Raw genomic sequence first — 14398 nt, 5'->3', positions numbered from 1 at the left:
AAAAATGAATCGAATTTTAACCCAAACCCTGGCTACGTTAATGGCGCTTTGCATGAGCTTTTGTGCCTTAGCGGATCAATTTGCAGATGATCTTGGCTTAACGCTCTTTCCTGTGCCAGTAAGTACTAATGCGAGTACTAATGCGAAAAAACCGCCCTTAGTGATATTTATGAGTGGCGATGGCGGTTGGGCTAATTTAGATAAGGGCTTAAGTGGCTTATTGCAGCAACAAGGCTGGCCTGTAGTAGGTTGGAGTTCATTAACATATTACTGGAAACAGAAAGAACCCAAAATCGTTGCGCAAGATACGGTGGCGATTATTGATAAGTATGAGGCTGAATTTGGCACTCAAAAAGTATTATTTGTGGGTTATTCTTTCGGTGCTGAAATCATTCCTTTTGTGTTAAATAATATGCCACTTATGTATCAGCAGAAGGTGATTGGCGGGGTATTACTGTCGCCATCTTTAACTTCTGACTTTGAAATACACGTGAGTGAAATCATTACGTCAAATAATGAGTCGGCTAGTTACCTCACTTTACCTGAGGTTAATAAACAAAAAACAGTGCCTATGTTGTGTTTGTATGGCAAAGATGATGATGCTCCACAGCATTTGTGCCCTGCGGTAAAACAATCGAATGTCACTGTGATGGAATTAGCGGGCGGTCATAGCTTTGATGATGATTATAAAAAAGTGGTGACAATTATAAAGCGCTGGTTGAAACACTAATTTCGGTTATCTGTTAAAAAAAGACCACTACTCCACAATCTCTGTCTAGATGCTTATGTATCTCTGAGTTCGAGCATTTAGCTTTTATTGCCAAGAGATACCTAGACTATTTTTCCATACATTCAGCTAACAGCTTGACGAAAAAGTCACTGCCTTTGCGTTGGCAAAAGGCGATATTGCGCTCTGGGATGGTTTCGGGATCAGTGTAGTTGGCTAATGCGAGTTCCATGCTGGCTTCGCGGATGATGTGTAGGGTTGGGTAGGGCGCGCGGTTGGTGAAATTGGCTGGAGCGTCCTGTGGTTCACCATCGAAACAATAATCTGGGTGAAAGGTGGCCAGTTGGTAGATACCTTCATAGTCATTGTCGATAAGCGCATCGGTTGCCATATCGATAAGATCGAGATAGGCGTAAAAACCCTCAAAACCGCGGGGTAGAATAAATAGCGTGGTTTCGGCTTCTGGGTGCGCGTCGAGGAATTGGCATTCTTCAATTAATGCCTTAAGCACGAGTTTAACTTTTGTTTGTTCCACCACCAGATACCGAATACTGCCGCGCTCGACTTCTCGCCTAGCGAACGGGCAAATATTGTATTTCATGATCACATTTTTTACCCAGTTGTCGGTGTGTACAATGATCATGTCGATTTCGTTCATGGTGGTGGCTCGTGCTGGAGTTAAAACTAGGGGGCGATCATAGGGATGATAGACGCCACAAGCAAGACGGCCATACAGATATTGAAGATTTTTTGCTGCCGAGGATTTTTCAACAGGCGCTTTAGCACCACGCCAAAACCAAGCCAGACGAGCGCACAGGGGAAAGCAATACATAAAAATACTGTGGCGATAGTAATCACTTGTGCTGTTAAATCTTGCTGTACTGATGTAAAGGTCGCTATGGCACCTACAGCCATAATCCAACCTTTAGGATTAATCCATTGAAATGCTGCGGCTTGAATAAAGCTAAAGGGTTTGGCAATGGTTTTGCCTTCCATTTTGCTACTACTATTGGCAATCAACCACGATAGATATAAAAGGTACGTGATACCAATGACCTTAATGATTTGATGGATAACGGGATAGGTTTGAAATAAGGCGCTTAATCCTAAACCAATCGCGAGGATCATGGTGGGAAACCCAAGGCTTATCCCCATAAGGTGCGGAATACTGCGTTTAACGCCGAAGTTAACCCCAGAGGTCATCAACATAATATTGTTCGGTCCAGGAGTTATCCCAGATGAAAAGGCAAATAGCGCGATAGCGAGTATTAACTCCATAGATAGATCTTATACCTTTAGTGTTGTGGTTATCGAATTGGTTATATAGTGGCAATTTGCTCACTTGTTAGTAATCAAGCTGTTATTTATATGGTTAATTTAGCGCAAGCGACGCATTTTAGCGGTTAAAGATTGCAGCGCCTATAGGTTATAACGAGTTTATAAGATAAAAATAATAACAAAATATGTTTTCTTGAAACGGTTATTGGCATGAGCATGGTGGTTATTTTTTAGCTATTAAGCACATGGTACGTTAATATCGAGAAAAGATGATTTAACACTATGATGGATATCAACTTTTAGAGTTTAAAATAGTCACTATCCTTACAGCAAATTGGACAACATGGGGTAAACGAGCATGATAAATAGCCTGTTAAATAGATATTTACGGATGTTAATTTTGAGCTTTATGGCCATCGCCAGCCTGGCAGGGTGTGTCACAGTAGAAGATAATGCTGCACAACCCTTGAGAACCACCATTGTTATGGCTGGCGATCTTAGTGGATTATCTACTTCGGCAACGACATTTTCTTGGCATCCCGAGTTACATCGAATTATTACTGATAAACGATTGGATCCACAGCAAGTATCACAGCATATGCAAGATGTGTTGAAAAGGACCTTGCAAGCTAAGGGTTATCGTTTTGTTGAAGATCCACAATTGGCGGACTTTCAGGTGGGATTTGGTGTCGCTATGGGCACTAAAATGAGTGATGCACAAATTCTCGCAGTAGCAGGCTTGGTCGCAGGGTTGTCTACCGAAGGTGTTAACACCCAAAAATACGATAAAGGTACGGTGTTAATTGCGCTTTTTAAACCTATCGGAGTGCAAGGTGGTAATGATCTTGTTTGGCGAGTACTTGCCCAAGGTTTTGGCAACGTCGAAAAAATAGATGAGTTGACGACAAACTTTGACAGCTTAATCGATTCAATGTTGACTAATCTGCCCTTGGTTAATGTGACGCCTTAATACAGGTAAAAAAGTCTTTTATCACAGCGTTAACCATGTAAATACAAGTGGGGTTAAATTGCGAAGTGTTTGCTATTTTTAGTGATGATTTGAGCCGCAAAGGCATGTTTGAGCAATTGTTATCCTAATAAAAAAAGCGCAACAGTGAAAACTGCTGCGCTTTTTTATGCTTAATTCTTAAATGCTTATTTTTATACACTGGGTATTGTTCTACGGAATAATTAGCCGTGTTCAACGCTGACTTCGTAGGATGAAAACTTACGAATATTAATTACGCCCGTATCAAATAGTAAATACTGCCCCTTAATTCCCTGCAAAATGCCGCTTACCACCACTTCTTTATCGAAGTTGTGGGAGGTTATTTTCTTCGGAAACGTGTCTATCGGATAATGAATCGGCTGAATCGTTTCATGTAAACGCTCGATACTGTAATCGCCTTTTTGCATACCGATTTCGTGCAACTTGGCCTCAATCTGTGGGATAAGTTCAGCCGCTTTTGCTGTTAAATCAATATCGTCAGCGTGGCCTTTTAACATGGCTTGCCAATGGGTTTTATCGTTGACCAGTTTTGCTAGTTCCACTTCGACTAAACCAGATAGTTGGCGGGTCGAGACCTTAAAAATTGGCAGGCCCTGTGTTGCACCTTGGTCAATCCAGCGTGTTGGCAGCTGATTGTGGCGAGTAATGCCCACTTTGACACCCGAGGTATTGGACAGATAAACATAATGCGGCACAAAACAGTGGCTTTGCGCCCACTCTGGTTCGCGGCAAGTGCCTTGGTCATAATGGCAAGTTTCCGGCTTCATAATACACATATCGCAACTGGCGAGCTTTTGCATACAAACAAAACAGTGGCCTTGCGAGTAACTCTTTTTGCTCTTTTTACCACAGTTACAACAAAAAATATTGCCAGTATGAGTTAAGGTTAATTGTTTACCTATCAATGGATTGAGTGGTAGTAACTCATCACCAACTACGAGCTGGTATTGCACTTGCTGCGCGTCATCTAATTGTGCGCGCATTTTTTTTAGCGTTCCTAACATGGTCATCCTAATGTATTGCGGTCATCGGTGTACTTTAGTCGCCCATCAAGCGTTTGAGTACAGAGACTATCTATATCGTCATTGCGTGGCCGTCAGTATACAAGATTATCCAATGCCGTTTAGATAGAATTTATCGATTGAGAGTGGGAAAGAGAAAAGCTATTGGGAGAGTTAAATAAGAACGCCAGTAGAGTCAGTTTTACCGTTTCATCCGCATTGACGGCTTAATGCGAACCGCCAGCATAGTGCTGTTCGCAAATTGAACACCGTTTATCTGTTGCTATTTGTTTTCATGCTAACGGCTTAATCTATCGAGCACTAAATCATCGCCAAGATCATAAAGAGATTGCAGCAGTTTATCTTCTTGGGCGTGATCGGTGAGACTAAGACCGATAGTCGCTCTAAACAGGGCAATACCAGTGTGGCCTGCGGTTTCATATTGGCTACTAAACTGCTCGATATTGATGCCAAGTGCGTTGATTTTATTTGAAATATCAAGCACGAGTCCGGGTCTGTCATAGGCCACTAGGTTGTAGCTTAAGCGTTTGATGGGTTTAAGCGCGACCGAGGTTTTGGCATAGGTGAGGGTGAGGCTATCGATGCACTCCAGCGCTTCAATTAACTCATCCATACGCAGTGAGGGCATTTCGAGCAGTAATATTGCGGCAAAAACCCCGTCAATATGGCGTAATTCTGAGTCGAGCCAGTTACCCCCATGGCGGCTTACTGCATGGGCGATTTGTTCTACTAATCCTTTTCTATCAGGTGCTTGTAAGGTGATTAAATATCGTAGCATTATGGTTAACTCCTATTTTTGCAAAAAGCACCGATTTTAAAATGGGGTGTAACACAACTGTCATCTTTGCGTCATATAATCCAACGCACTTAGAATAAAGGATGTTGTTATTGCTCAGTTTACGTCCAAACAGTGTAAGCATAGCACTTAGCAAATCCTAGCGGAAAACTCGCTAGTTATTAATCATCGAGGTTCTTCATGGAAAGTCAGGTCACTCAACCTGGTTCTTTATCGCACAGTATGCTTAAAGGCGGGCGCTCGAATCGCAGGGCATTTAAGGATAAAGCGGCACAAATCGGGGTCACTATTGGCGGCACTATGGTGTTTGTCGCCCTATTGTTGATCTTCTTTTATTTGTTATATGTGATTAAACCTATTTTTGATCGTGCCAGTGTCACCCCAGTTAAGAGCGTGAGCTACCAACATGGCGATGTACCAACCTTAATGGTGGGCGCCGATGAGCAAAATGAAGTGCTGTACCGCGTGGCCCTTGATGGGCAAGTGGATTTTTATACTGTTGCTGATGGTAGCCTACTCTCTAGCTTTACGCCGCCACTGCCAGCGGGCGTAAGTGTCACCAGTGCTGCGATTGCCGCGCCGAGTGAGCAACGTTTCGCGATGGGCTTAAGTAACGGTCAGGCTTTAGTTGTTGGCCTAGAGTTTGGTTTAAGTTACCCAAATAACCAACGCTTAATTACGCCTAAGTTAGTCTATCCTGCAGGTGAAACTCCCATTACCGTAGATAGCGCGGGGAGTGCGATTCACAAACTAACTTTCACTTATAGTTCAGATAAAATGAGCTTTGCTTATCAAGATGATAATGGCGCTTGGCGCCTCGCGCGTCTGGAAGGGCAAGAGAACATGATGACAGAAACCGTGGAATGGGTTTCTACAACGTCACAAATTCAAGATGCACCGAAAAAAGTCTCCCATGAGCTGATGACGCCCGATCAACGTCAATTGATGTTGCAAACGGGTAATAAAATCTTTGTGTATAACATTGCTGAGGCAAACAGTATTGACCTGCTGCAGGTGATTGATGTTGAGCGCGCCAAAGCACAAGTCAATAACGTGGCTTTACTGGCGGGGGCGAGCTCACTATTGGTCAGTTACGACACGGGTATTGTGACTCAGTACTTCCAAGTTAACGGCCCCAAAGGGCGCTTATATCAAGAAATTCGTCAGTTTGATGACTTACCGCCAATTAATTCCATCGCTTCTGAGTTCTATCGTAAGAGTTTTGCGACAGTGAGCCCTGAGGGCGAGCTTACGTTGCTTTACACCACCAGTCATCGTGAATTGTTTGACGAAAAATTCGACCTTAAAAACCCAGGTAAAATGGGTTTTACGCCTCGCTCAAACGGCATTGTGGTTGAGGCTGATAAAAAGCTACATATCTTCAGTGTGGAAAATACTCACCCAGAAGTGTCATGGAGCGCGATGTGGGACAAGGTGTGGTATGAGGGTTATCCAGAGCCACAATACGTTTGGCAGTCCACTTCTGGTTCTGACGATTTTGAAGCTAAGCTGAGCTTAATGCCATTAGCTTACGGCACCATGAAAGCGGCATTTTATGCCATGTTATTTGCCGTACCGTTAGCCATTGCCGGTGCCATTTACACGGCGTACTTTATGTCGCCCAAGGTGCGCGGTTTAGTTAAACCGACTATCGAAATCATGGAAGCCTTGCCGACGGTTATCTTAGGTTTCTTGGCGGGGTTGTGGTTAGCGCCGCTGATTGAAGAGCATCTGCCCGGTATTTTGATTTTACTTATCTTGTTACCGACCTCGATTCTTGCTTCTGCCTATGGCTGGAGTCAGTTACCCGCTATTTGGAAACAACGTTTACCGGAAGTTTACCAAGAGCTGATGTTGATCCCCGTGGTCTGTTTTGTGGGATGGTTCTCTTTTGCCATCAGTCCAGCCATTGAAGTGGCGCTATTTGATGGTAATACCCGTGAGTTTATTACTAACGAACTGGGCATCACTTTCGATCAACGTAACGCGCTGGTGGTGGGGATTGCTATGGGCTTTGCGGTTATTCCAACCATTTTTTCTATTGCAGAAGATGCCATTTTCTCCGTGCCACGCCATTTATCGAACGGCAGCTTAGCTTTAGGTGCTACGCCTTGGCAAACACTGACGCGGGTAGTGCTGTTAACCGCAAGTCCAGGTATTTTCTCGGCAATTATGATGGGCCTTGGCCGCGCTGTAGGTGAAACCATGATTGTGTTAATGGCAACCGGTAACACTGCCATTATGGAGTGGAGCGTGTTCGAAGGGATGCGAACCTTAGCGGCAAACATTGCCGTTGAAATGCCTGAGTCGGCTATTGGTAGCTCGCATTATCGCGTGCTGTTCCTCGCGGCGTTTGTGCTATTCATTTTCACCTTCTTTTTTAACACCATTGCAGAAGTCGTAAGACAGCGTCTACGTGAACGCTATAGCTCGCTGTAACGGAGATAACATAATGATACTAAATACTATTTCGAGAGCGACCTTGAGAGGTTTGTGCAATGGGTAAGTGGGTAAAATCAGGCTCGCCATGGATATGGATGACGGGCGGCGCGGTGAGCATCAGTTTGATTGCCGTATTAGGCTTACTACTGTTAATCGCATGGCGCGGCTTAAGTTACTTTTGGCCAGCCACTGTGTACCAGTGGGAACTGGAAGATAATACTGGTGTACGGTCAACCTTAATTGGTGAGATTTATGACAGGGAAGAAGTGCCAACGGAGCGTTTGATTGCCGCGGGCCATGTGTTTAAGCAGCCTCCGGGTGAGTTTGTGAGCCGTTATCTTGTCAAAACCGGCAACCGTGAATTTGTAGGCCTAGATTTTCGCTGGATACTGGGTACAGATATTTTAAGCCGCACTACGCCAAGCGATGTCGCTATGATTGAGCGAACCAAAAACGGTAACTTTTACGGTTATCCCGTGGCTGTGATTGAAAATGGTAAACGTCTTGATTTAGTCAACGATGCGATAGAATCATCCTTAATGGATCATATCGATCGCGCAGTTGCCCTCGCTGACAAAGCGGTCGATTTGCAAAAACAAGACATTGGCTCGATTAACTATGCCATTGAAAAGCTGCGTTTACAGGAGCGTCGTTACGAGCTAGATGGCGAGTTAACCGACAGTAATAAAGCCGAGCTCGCTGCTAAAAAAGCGCAACTGCAAAAAGAATATCTCGTACTTGAAAAAGCATTATTTGCTCTGCGTGATGATGCGGCGCGTGACTCGGTTATCGTGCGGGATATGCGCGGTAAAGATGTCGAGCTTAAGCTTGATACCGTGCTTGATGTAACCTACGTAAATCACTTAACTTTTATCGATAAAGTCGGTAAATGGTTTGTTGGGATCGGCCGTTTTGTGAGTGACGACCCGCGTGAAGCCAATACCGAGGGCGGCGTATTTCCGGCCATTTTCGGTACTGTGTTCATGGTGATGTTAATGGCGATTATCGTGACGCCATTTGGCGTGGTCGCGGCGGTTTATCTGCATGAATACGCCAAGAAAGGCCCAATTACTAAGATGATCCGCATTGCGGTGATTAACTTAGCGGGCGTGCCCTCGATTGTGTATGGCGTATTTGGTTTGGGGTTCTTTGTCTACGTGATGGGCGGCTCAATCGACCAATTGTTTTACGCTGAAGCATTGCCATCACCCACCTTTGGCTCGCCCGGAGTGATTTGGTCAGCATTAACCTTAGCGATTTTGACGTTACCAGTGGTGATTGTTTCGACCGAAGAAGGCTTAAGCCGTATTCCAAGCGCTGTGCGTCAAGGCAGTTTGGCATTGGGGGCAACTAAGGCCGAAACCCTGTGGCGAATCGTGCTGCCAATGGCAAGCCCTGCAATCATGACAGGTTTGATTTTAGCGGTGGCGCGCGCCGCCGGTGAAGTGGCACCACTGATGTTGGTGGGCGTAGTAAAATTAGCGCCAACATTACCATTAGATCTTAACTTTCCGTTTGTGCATTTAGAACGTAAGTTCATGCACTTAGGGTTCCATATTTATGATGTGGGTTTCCAGAGTCCTAACGTTGAAGCGGCGCGTCCTCTGGTGTATGCAACTTCCTTCTTGCTGGTGTCTGTGATTGTGGCACTGAACTTGACGGCCATTAGTGTACGTAACCATTTACGTGAAAAATACCGTTCGCTTGAGCACTAATCAGCGATTATCCTGAAAGTATTAGGACTGAATATGATTTCTATAGATTCGACCGCCATGAAAGCCAATAACCTTGATTTAGCTAACTTAGCGCCCAACGATACTGCGCTTGAGATCCGTAACTTAGATTTGCGTTATGGTGATAAGCAAGCGCTGTTTAATGTCTCGATGAAGATCCCCAAGAAGCAAGTCACCGCTTTTATCGGCCCCAGTGGTTGCGGTAAATCAACTTTGCTGCGTTGCATTAACCGTATGAACGACTTAGTTGATAACTGCCATATTGACGGCGAGATTTTGTTACACGGCCAGAATATTTATGACAAAAAAATCGATGTGGCGGCCCTGCGCCGGAACGTGGGCATGGTATTCCAGCGCCCTAATCCGTTCCCTAAGTCGATTTACGAAAACGTGGTTTATGGTTTGCGTTTACAAGGGCTGAATAACCGCCGTGAACTTGACGAAGCGGCTGAGCGTTCACTGCGCGGCGCAGCAATTTGGGACGAAGTAAAAGACCGATTGCACGACAACGCCTTTGGTTTATCGGGTGGTCAGCAGCAACGTTTGGTCATTGCCCGCGCGATTGCCATCGAGCCTGAGGTGTTATTACTCGATGAGCCGACATCAGCACTGGATCCGATTTCAACCTTGACCATTGAAGAGCTAATCACTGAGCTTAAAACCAAATATACCGTGGTTATCGTCACGCACAACATGCAACAGGCGGCGCGAGTCTCAGATCAAACCGCTTTTATGTATATGGGCGAATTGGTCGAATACGCAGATACCAATACTATTTTTACTACGCCAAGAAAGCGTAAGACTGAAGATTATATTACTGGGCGCTACGGTTAATTGTCCTAGGCCGTTAGCTAATCGCGCCGTAAGCACAGTCTTATTCGCGTGGGTTGACCAACCGTTAAGTAAAAGGTGAGTTTACAATGGAAAACATGAATTTAAGCAAGCATATATCGGGACAATTTACCGCCGAACTGGATGATATTCGTAACCGAGTTTTGGCTATGGGCGGCTTAGTTGAGCGTCAATTAGAACAAGCTATTGATGCTTTAAGTGCTTTAGATGCTGAGCTTGCACAGCAGGTTATTGCGGGCGATCACAAGGTGAATGGCATGGAAGTGTCGATTGACGAAGAGTGCACCCGTATTATTGCTAAGCGCCAACCTGCAGCCAGCGATTTACGTTTAATTATCGCCATCTCAAAAACCATTGCCGATCTCGAGCGCATTGGTGATGCCTGTGTGCGAATTGCGAAAGCCGCATTAGATAAGCGTTTGAATAATCAACAACCTTTGCTGGTGAGTGTTGAAAATATGGGCCGTCATGCAACCCGTATACTACATGCCACCTTAGATGCCTTGGCTCGTATGGATGCTGATGCCGCCTTAGCTTTGCACAAAGAGGATGCTAAGTTAGATCGCGAGTACGAAGGCATTATTCGCCAGTTAATGACCTATATGATGGAAGATCCGCGCTCAATTCCCGATATATTAGATGTGCTGTGGGCGGCGCGCGCGGTAGAACGTGTAGGCGATCGCTGTAAAAATATTTGCGAATACATTATCTATTACGTGAAGGGCAAAGATGTGCGCCACACTTCCTACGAAGAAATGGAAAAGGATATGCAAAGCTAAGATTTATGTTGGCTTACGCGCTTTTTACGAGTATTTAACGCCTATGCGGCTTAGCCGCATAGGCGTTAATGTTATCGGATACTAACGCAATAATAACTAATTCAATCGTAACTCACGCAGTAGCCATCACTAACGCAGTAGTCACCATTAACGCAATAATAATAATGGGATATGGCTTTTGCTGATCATACGTGTGGTGTTACTACCAACAAAAAACTCACGGATACGTGAATGGCCATAAGCGCCCATAACCATCAAATCAATATGGTTTTCTTGCTGGTAAACCTCAAGGGCGGTTTGTACTTCGCCCTGACAAACTGCCGTTACGACGTTGAAATCAGCTTCAGTAAGGGATGCTGCAACCGATGCCAGTCCCGCTTCTTCTTGTGATTGATTACTTGATACGATCACTAAATGACATTCCAGCCCTTTAAGCAATGGACTACTTATCACTCGATTAATAACTTTTTTGGCGGTATCACTGCCATCGTAAGCAATCATAAAACGCTTTGGCGCCTCAAACTCAGCCATAACCACTAAAATAGGCTGCTTTAGGGTGCGAATAACACTTTCTAAATGGCTGCCAATGGCTTTTGTCTGTTCTTGATGTTGCTCACCTTGACGGCCAATCACCACCAGTCTGGCGTTTGGCTCTTGTTCTAGCAGCGTTTCAACTAAGTCACCATGGCGCTGCAGTGTTTCAACGGAAACTTTGGGGGATTGCTTAATAATATGCGCGCTTGCATCTTGTAGCATGTATTTACCTTGCTCAAGTGCCAGCTTGCTCCTGCGCTCGTCAAGGTCAACCATTTCGGCCAGTAAATGTTCGCGGGTGCCTAAACCTATGCTGCCAGATAAATTAAATCCTGTAAGGTAGGATAATTTATCTAAAACATGTAATAGGGTTACTGGCGCCTCTAATCTCAGCGCTGCCCATGCGCTGGCATCACAGACTGACAGCATTGCTTTTGAACCGTCGATACAGGCAATCACATTTGTCATATTATTCTCCTTTAACGGCGTTACTACAGACTTAATGGCCAGACATGATTTTTTCAACATCTTCTGGTTTATCGTGTACTCCAAATTTATCCACTATGGTTGCACTGGCTTCGTTAAGGCCAATGACCTCAACTTTGGTTCCTTCACGGCGGAATTTAATCACTACTTTATCCAGTGCCGATACCGCAGTAATATCCCAAAAGTGCGCTTGAGTTAAATCAATGGTTACCTTATCAATAACTTCTCTAAAATCAAATGAGTTACAGAATTTATCTGCTGAGGCAAAAAACACTTGGCCAATAATGTGATAACAACGATTAGCATCAGCGGTTGTACTCTTAACCACCATAAAACGCGCTACTTTATTGGCAAAAAATAGTGAAGCGAGTAACACGCCAACAAAAACACCTATGGCTAAATTATGTGTTGCGACCACTACAATTACCGTGGCTATCATCACAAGGTTGGTCGATATTGGGTGGTGCTTAAGATTACGAATAGAATCCCAAGAGAAAGTGCCGATGGATACCATAATCATCACGGCAACAAGGGCTGCCATCGGGATTAATTTTAACCATTCACCAAGAAATACAATTAACACTAACAAAAATACGCCCGCGGTTAGTGTTGATAATCGCCCGCGACCGCCAGATTTTATGTTGATAATAGATTGACCAATCATGGCACAACCGGCCATGCCGCCCATTAAACCCGCGCCAATATTAGCGATACCTTGTCCCTTACATTCGCGGTTTTTATCACTTTGAGTGTCGGTTAAATCATCGACTATAGTGGCTGTCATCATCGATTCCAGCAAACCGACCACAGCAAGCCCCGCAGAATAAGGGAAAATGATGAGCAGGGTTTCAAGCGTCAATGGCACATCAGGCCAGAGAAATATCGGTAATGTATCGGGTAACTGCCCCATATCGCCAACGGTGCGAATATCTAAACCCATATAGATAGCAAATATCGTTAAGGTAACAATGCAAACTAACGGTGAGGGTAGTGATTTCCCAATGACTGGAATTAATGGAAATAAATAGATGATACCTAAGCCTGCGGCCGTCATTGCATACACATGCCAAGTTACGTCGATAAGCTCAGGTAATTGAGCCATAAAGATTAAAATCGCTAACGCATTCACAAACCCAGTCACGACAGAACGTGAAACAAAGCGCATCAAATTACCGAGCTTTAAGTAACCCGCAGCAATTTGTAGTACACCGGTCAATAGGGTGGCAGCCAGTAGATATTCAAGCCCATGTTCTTTAACTAAGGTCACCATTAGCAGCGCCATGGCTCCTGTTGCTGCTGAAATCATTCCCGGTCTGCCACCGGTAAAGGCTATGACCACCGCAATGCAAAAAGAGGCGTACAGGCCAACTTTAGGGTCAACGCCTGCAATAATAGAAAAGGCAATCGCCTCTGGGACTAATGCCAATGCCACCACAATACCGGCTAATAAATCTGTGCGGATATTAGAGAACCATTCTTTTTTTAGGGCTTGTATCATGTTTTTTACTCTATTAAAAATATCGTCATACGCTCCAATAGTCATGATTAACGCGAGACATACATGTCAGCGTACAGCCGCTCAGATACTTATTCAGCACAATGCAATAAGGGCGACATGGCTATTGGAATAATAGGTTGTAGCAAACAGCTCGCTAGACAGTAGTCACTATGAGCTGAACGCAGTGGATTTAAAAAGAAGGGGTAAACTAATGTGGCTTAACGCTCATTGCAAAAAGAACCCTATTAAATACTCAATGAGTAAAATACTGACGTTAAATGGCACATGCCAACCTAAAGTGGCGGCAAAGAGTACAGTTGTGGGGCGGGAAAGTCAAAATAGCGAACATAAGCTGCGGTGATAAAAAGTGTGCAAGAAGCGTTGAATACATCATGTGCTGGTGCATTGCTGACTCTGTGGTAGCATCTGCCACGCATTTTTGCGTAAATATCTTATGCCTAGTGAACCTGTGATTAAATGAGAGTGTGATGAAGAATACTTTAGCCCGTGGCTTGATGAATTTGTTACCTATGGCCTTGAGTTTGTGGCTGTTTTGGTCGTTATTTGTATCCTTAGATGGCCTAGGGATTATTATTTTAGAGTTAGTGGGGATTAACCAACATATTATAGGTGCAGGTTTTATCCTTGTTGTGGCATTAGTATTTGCGGTGGGATTATTATTTTCAGTCAGCCCAATTGTATGGATTTATGGTTGGATTGAGCGGCAACTGATGCGCTTTCCATTGTTTAAATCGGTTTATGGCAGTATCCGTGATATTGCTTCGCTAATGAATCGTGATGGCAAGCCGACGAGTCAAAAAACCGTATTAGTGAAACAAGCCAATGGCAGTTTTGTGGTGGGGTTTATTATGACGGATACGCCGCCGCAACCACTGCTCGATGCCTTACCAGAAGGGGATTGGGTGCCGGTATTATTCCAGCTCAGCTATCAAATGGCTGGCGTGACAAGTTTAATCAAACGGGACGATTTAATTATGGTCGATTGGTCTTTTGAAGAAGCAATGCGCTTTAATTTAACCGCAGGAATTTCACAGACGCCGATTAATCCTTAGCTTTTATCTAAAGGCGATTTTACGTTATCGATTTGTATACTTTAGCGTTTAACATCAAATTTGATGATTTTTGTGGTATAATTTTTTGGCGACTAATCTAGTCGCCATTTTTTATGCTAAATATACTAATAAAAAATTGTTTTATGCTGAGTGCTATTTTACCTAGCGT

At 44.2% G+C, this 14398-nt stretch carries 13 protein-coding genes; 7 read left to right on the top strand and 6 right to left on the bottom strand.

Going from position 1 to position 14398, the window contains the following annotated elements:
- The first annotated feature begins 4 nt into the window (after positions 1-4).
- Entirely contained in the window at positions 5-730 is a 726-nt protein-coding gene (locus C9I43_RS09220; RefSeq protein ID WP_107883241.1) for an AcvB/VirJ family lysyl-phosphatidylglycerol hydrolase, read from the top strand.
- Positions 731-836: 106 nt separating this feature from the next.
- Here C9I43_RS09220 and C9I43_RS09215 read toward each other — a convergent pair whose 3' ends face one another.
- Together C9I43_RS09215 and C9I43_RS09210 are read right to left on the bottom strand one after the other, a co-directional pair.
- Entirely contained in the window at positions 837-1385 is a 549-nt protein-coding gene (locus C9I43_RS09215; RefSeq protein WP_107883240.1) for a DUF1415 domain-containing protein, read from the bottom strand.
- Between the two features lie 26 nt (positions 1386-1411).
- Entirely contained in the window at positions 1412-2005 is a 594-nt protein-coding gene (locus C9I43_RS09210; RefSeq protein WP_107883239.1) for a LysE family translocator, read from the bottom strand.
- Positions 2006-2363: 358 nt separating this feature from the next.
- Here C9I43_RS09210 and C9I43_RS09205 point away from each other — a divergent pair, with 358 nt between their 5' ends.
- Complete coding sequence (locus C9I43_RS09205; protein WP_107883238.1) at positions 2364-2975, top strand: DUF4136 domain-containing protein; 612 nt, start codon at positions 2364-2366, stop codon at positions 2973-2975.
- A 221-nt stretch (positions 2976-3196) separates the two neighbouring features.
- On the opposite strand, the gene C9I43_RS09200 is transcribed toward C9I43_RS09205, so the two are convergent.
- Both C9I43_RS09200 and C9I43_RS09195 read right to left on the bottom strand, forming a co-directional pair.
- Entirely contained in the window at positions 3197-4018 is an 822-nt protein-coding gene (locus tag C9I43_RS09200; protein ID WP_107883237.1) for a DUF2797 domain-containing protein, read from the bottom strand.
- 295 nt (positions 4019-4313) lie between these two features.
- On the bottom strand, positions 4314-4814 hold the full coding sequence (locus tag C9I43_RS09195; protein ID WP_107883236.1) for a glycine cleavage system transcriptional repressor: 501 nt from the start codon (positions 4812-4814) through the stop codon (positions 4314-4316).
- 198 nt (positions 4815-5012) lie between these two features.
- Between C9I43_RS09195 and C9I43_RS09190 the strand changes: the two genes are divergently transcribed.
- The 4 genes from C9I43_RS09190 (at position 5013) to phoU (ending at position 10638) form a co-directional block, all read left to right on the top strand.
- A complete protein-coding gene (locus C9I43_RS09190; protein ID WP_107883235.1) occupies positions 5013-7271 on the top strand; it encodes an ABC transporter permease subunit in 2259 nt (752 codons plus the stop codon).
- A 59-nt stretch (positions 7272-7330) separates the two neighbouring features.
- A complete protein-coding gene (gene pstA, locus C9I43_RS09185) occupies positions 7331-8989 on the top strand; it encodes a phosphate ABC transporter permease PstA (RefSeq protein WP_107883234.1) in 1659 nt (552 codons plus the stop codon).
- Between the two features lie 33 nt (positions 8990-9022).
- Positions 9023-9841: a phosphate ABC transporter ATP-binding protein PstB gene (gene pstB, locus C9I43_RS09180; RefSeq protein ID WP_107883233.1), complete on the top strand. Its 819-nt coding sequence runs from the start codon at positions 9023-9025 to the stop codon at positions 9839-9841.
- An 86-nt stretch (positions 9842-9927) separates the two neighbouring features.
- Positions 9928-10638, top strand: coding sequence for a phosphate signaling complex protein PhoU (gene phoU, locus C9I43_RS09175; protein WP_076499890.1), 711 nt, complete (start codon positions 9928-9930; stop codon positions 10636-10638).
- A gap of 147 nt (positions 10639-10785) precedes the next feature.
- Here phoU and C9I43_RS09170 read toward each other — a convergent pair whose 3' ends face one another.
- Both C9I43_RS09170 and C9I43_RS09165 read right to left on the bottom strand, forming a co-directional pair.
- On the bottom strand, positions 10786-11640 hold the full coding sequence (locus C9I43_RS09170) for a universal stress protein (RefSeq protein WP_107883232.1): 855 nt from the start codon (positions 11638-11640) through the stop codon (positions 10786-10788).
- Positions 11641-11671: 31 nt separating this feature from the next.
- Complete coding sequence (locus C9I43_RS09165; protein WP_107883231.1) at positions 11672-13156, bottom strand: SulP family inorganic anion transporter; 1485 nt, start codon at positions 13154-13156, stop codon at positions 11672-11674.
- A gap of 488 nt (positions 13157-13644) precedes the next feature.
- Here C9I43_RS09165 and C9I43_RS09160 point away from each other — a divergent pair, with 488 nt between their 5' ends.
- The gene (locus tag C9I43_RS09160; RefSeq protein ID WP_107883230.1) at positions 13645-14229 is read left to right on the top strand and encodes a DUF502 domain-containing protein; all 585 of its coding nucleotides are present in this window, start codon (positions 13645-13647) and stop codon (positions 14227-14229) included.
- The last annotated feature ends 169 nt before the right edge of the window (positions 14230-14398 follow it).

The sequence above is a fragment of the Shewanella morhuae genome, assembly GCF_003028295.1.
Lineage (GTDB): Bacteria > Pseudomonadota > Gammaproteobacteria > Enterobacterales > Shewanellaceae > Shewanella > Shewanella morhuae.
The sequence above is the reverse complement of the archived record's forward strand: the minus strand, read 5'-3'. Positions and strand labels throughout refer to the sequence as shown.

Bases quoted from the DNA above. Each gene is read 5' to 3' on its own strand.
- C9I43_RS09165 (WP_107883231.1), bottom strand. From the start codon at position 13,156: ATGATACAAGCCCTAAAAAAAGAATGGTTCTCTAATATCCGCACAGAT.
- C9I43_RS09195 (WP_107883236.1), bottom strand. From the start codon at position 4,814: ATGCTACGATATTTAATCACCTTACAAGCACCTGATAGAAAAGGATTA.
- C9I43_RS09170 (WP_107883232.1), bottom strand. From the start codon at position 11,640: ATGACAAATGTGATTGCCTGTATCGACGGTTCAAAAGCAATGCTGTCA.
- pstB (WP_107883233.1), top strand. From the start codon at position 9,023: ATGATTTCTATAGATTCGACCGCCATGAAAGCCAATAACCTTGATTTA.
- C9I43_RS09220 (WP_107883241.1), top strand. From the start codon at position 5: ATGAATCGAATTTTAACCCAAACCCTGGCTACGTTAATGGCGCTTTGC.
- C9I43_RS09160 (WP_107883230.1), top strand. From the start codon at position 13,645: ATGAAGAATACTTTAGCCCGTGGCTTGATGAATTTGTTACCTATGGCC.
- C9I43_RS09205 (WP_107883238.1), top strand. From the start codon at position 2,364: ATGATAAATAGCCTGTTAAATAGATATTTACGGATGTTAATTTTGAGC.
- pstA (WP_107883234.1), top strand. From the start codon at position 7,331: ATGGGTAAGTGGGTAAAATCAGGCTCGCCATGGATATGGATGACGGGC.
- phoU (WP_076499890.1), top strand. From the start codon at position 9,928: ATGGAAAACATGAATTTAAGCAAGCATATATCGGGACAATTTACCGCC.
- C9I43_RS09215 (WP_107883240.1), bottom strand. From the start codon at position 1,385: ATGAACGAAATCGACATGATCATTGTACACACCGACAACTGGGTAAAA.
- C9I43_RS09200 (WP_107883237.1), bottom strand. From the start codon at position 4,018: ATGTTAGGAACGCTAAAAAAAATGCGCGCACAATTAGATGACGCGCAG.
- C9I43_RS09210 (WP_107883239.1), bottom strand. From the start codon at position 2,005: ATGGAGTTAATACTCGCTATCGCGCTATTTGCCTTTTCATCTGGGATA.
- C9I43_RS09190 (WP_107883235.1), top strand. From the start codon at position 5,013: ATGGAAAGTCAGGTCACTCAACCTGGTTCTTTATCGCACAGTATGCTT.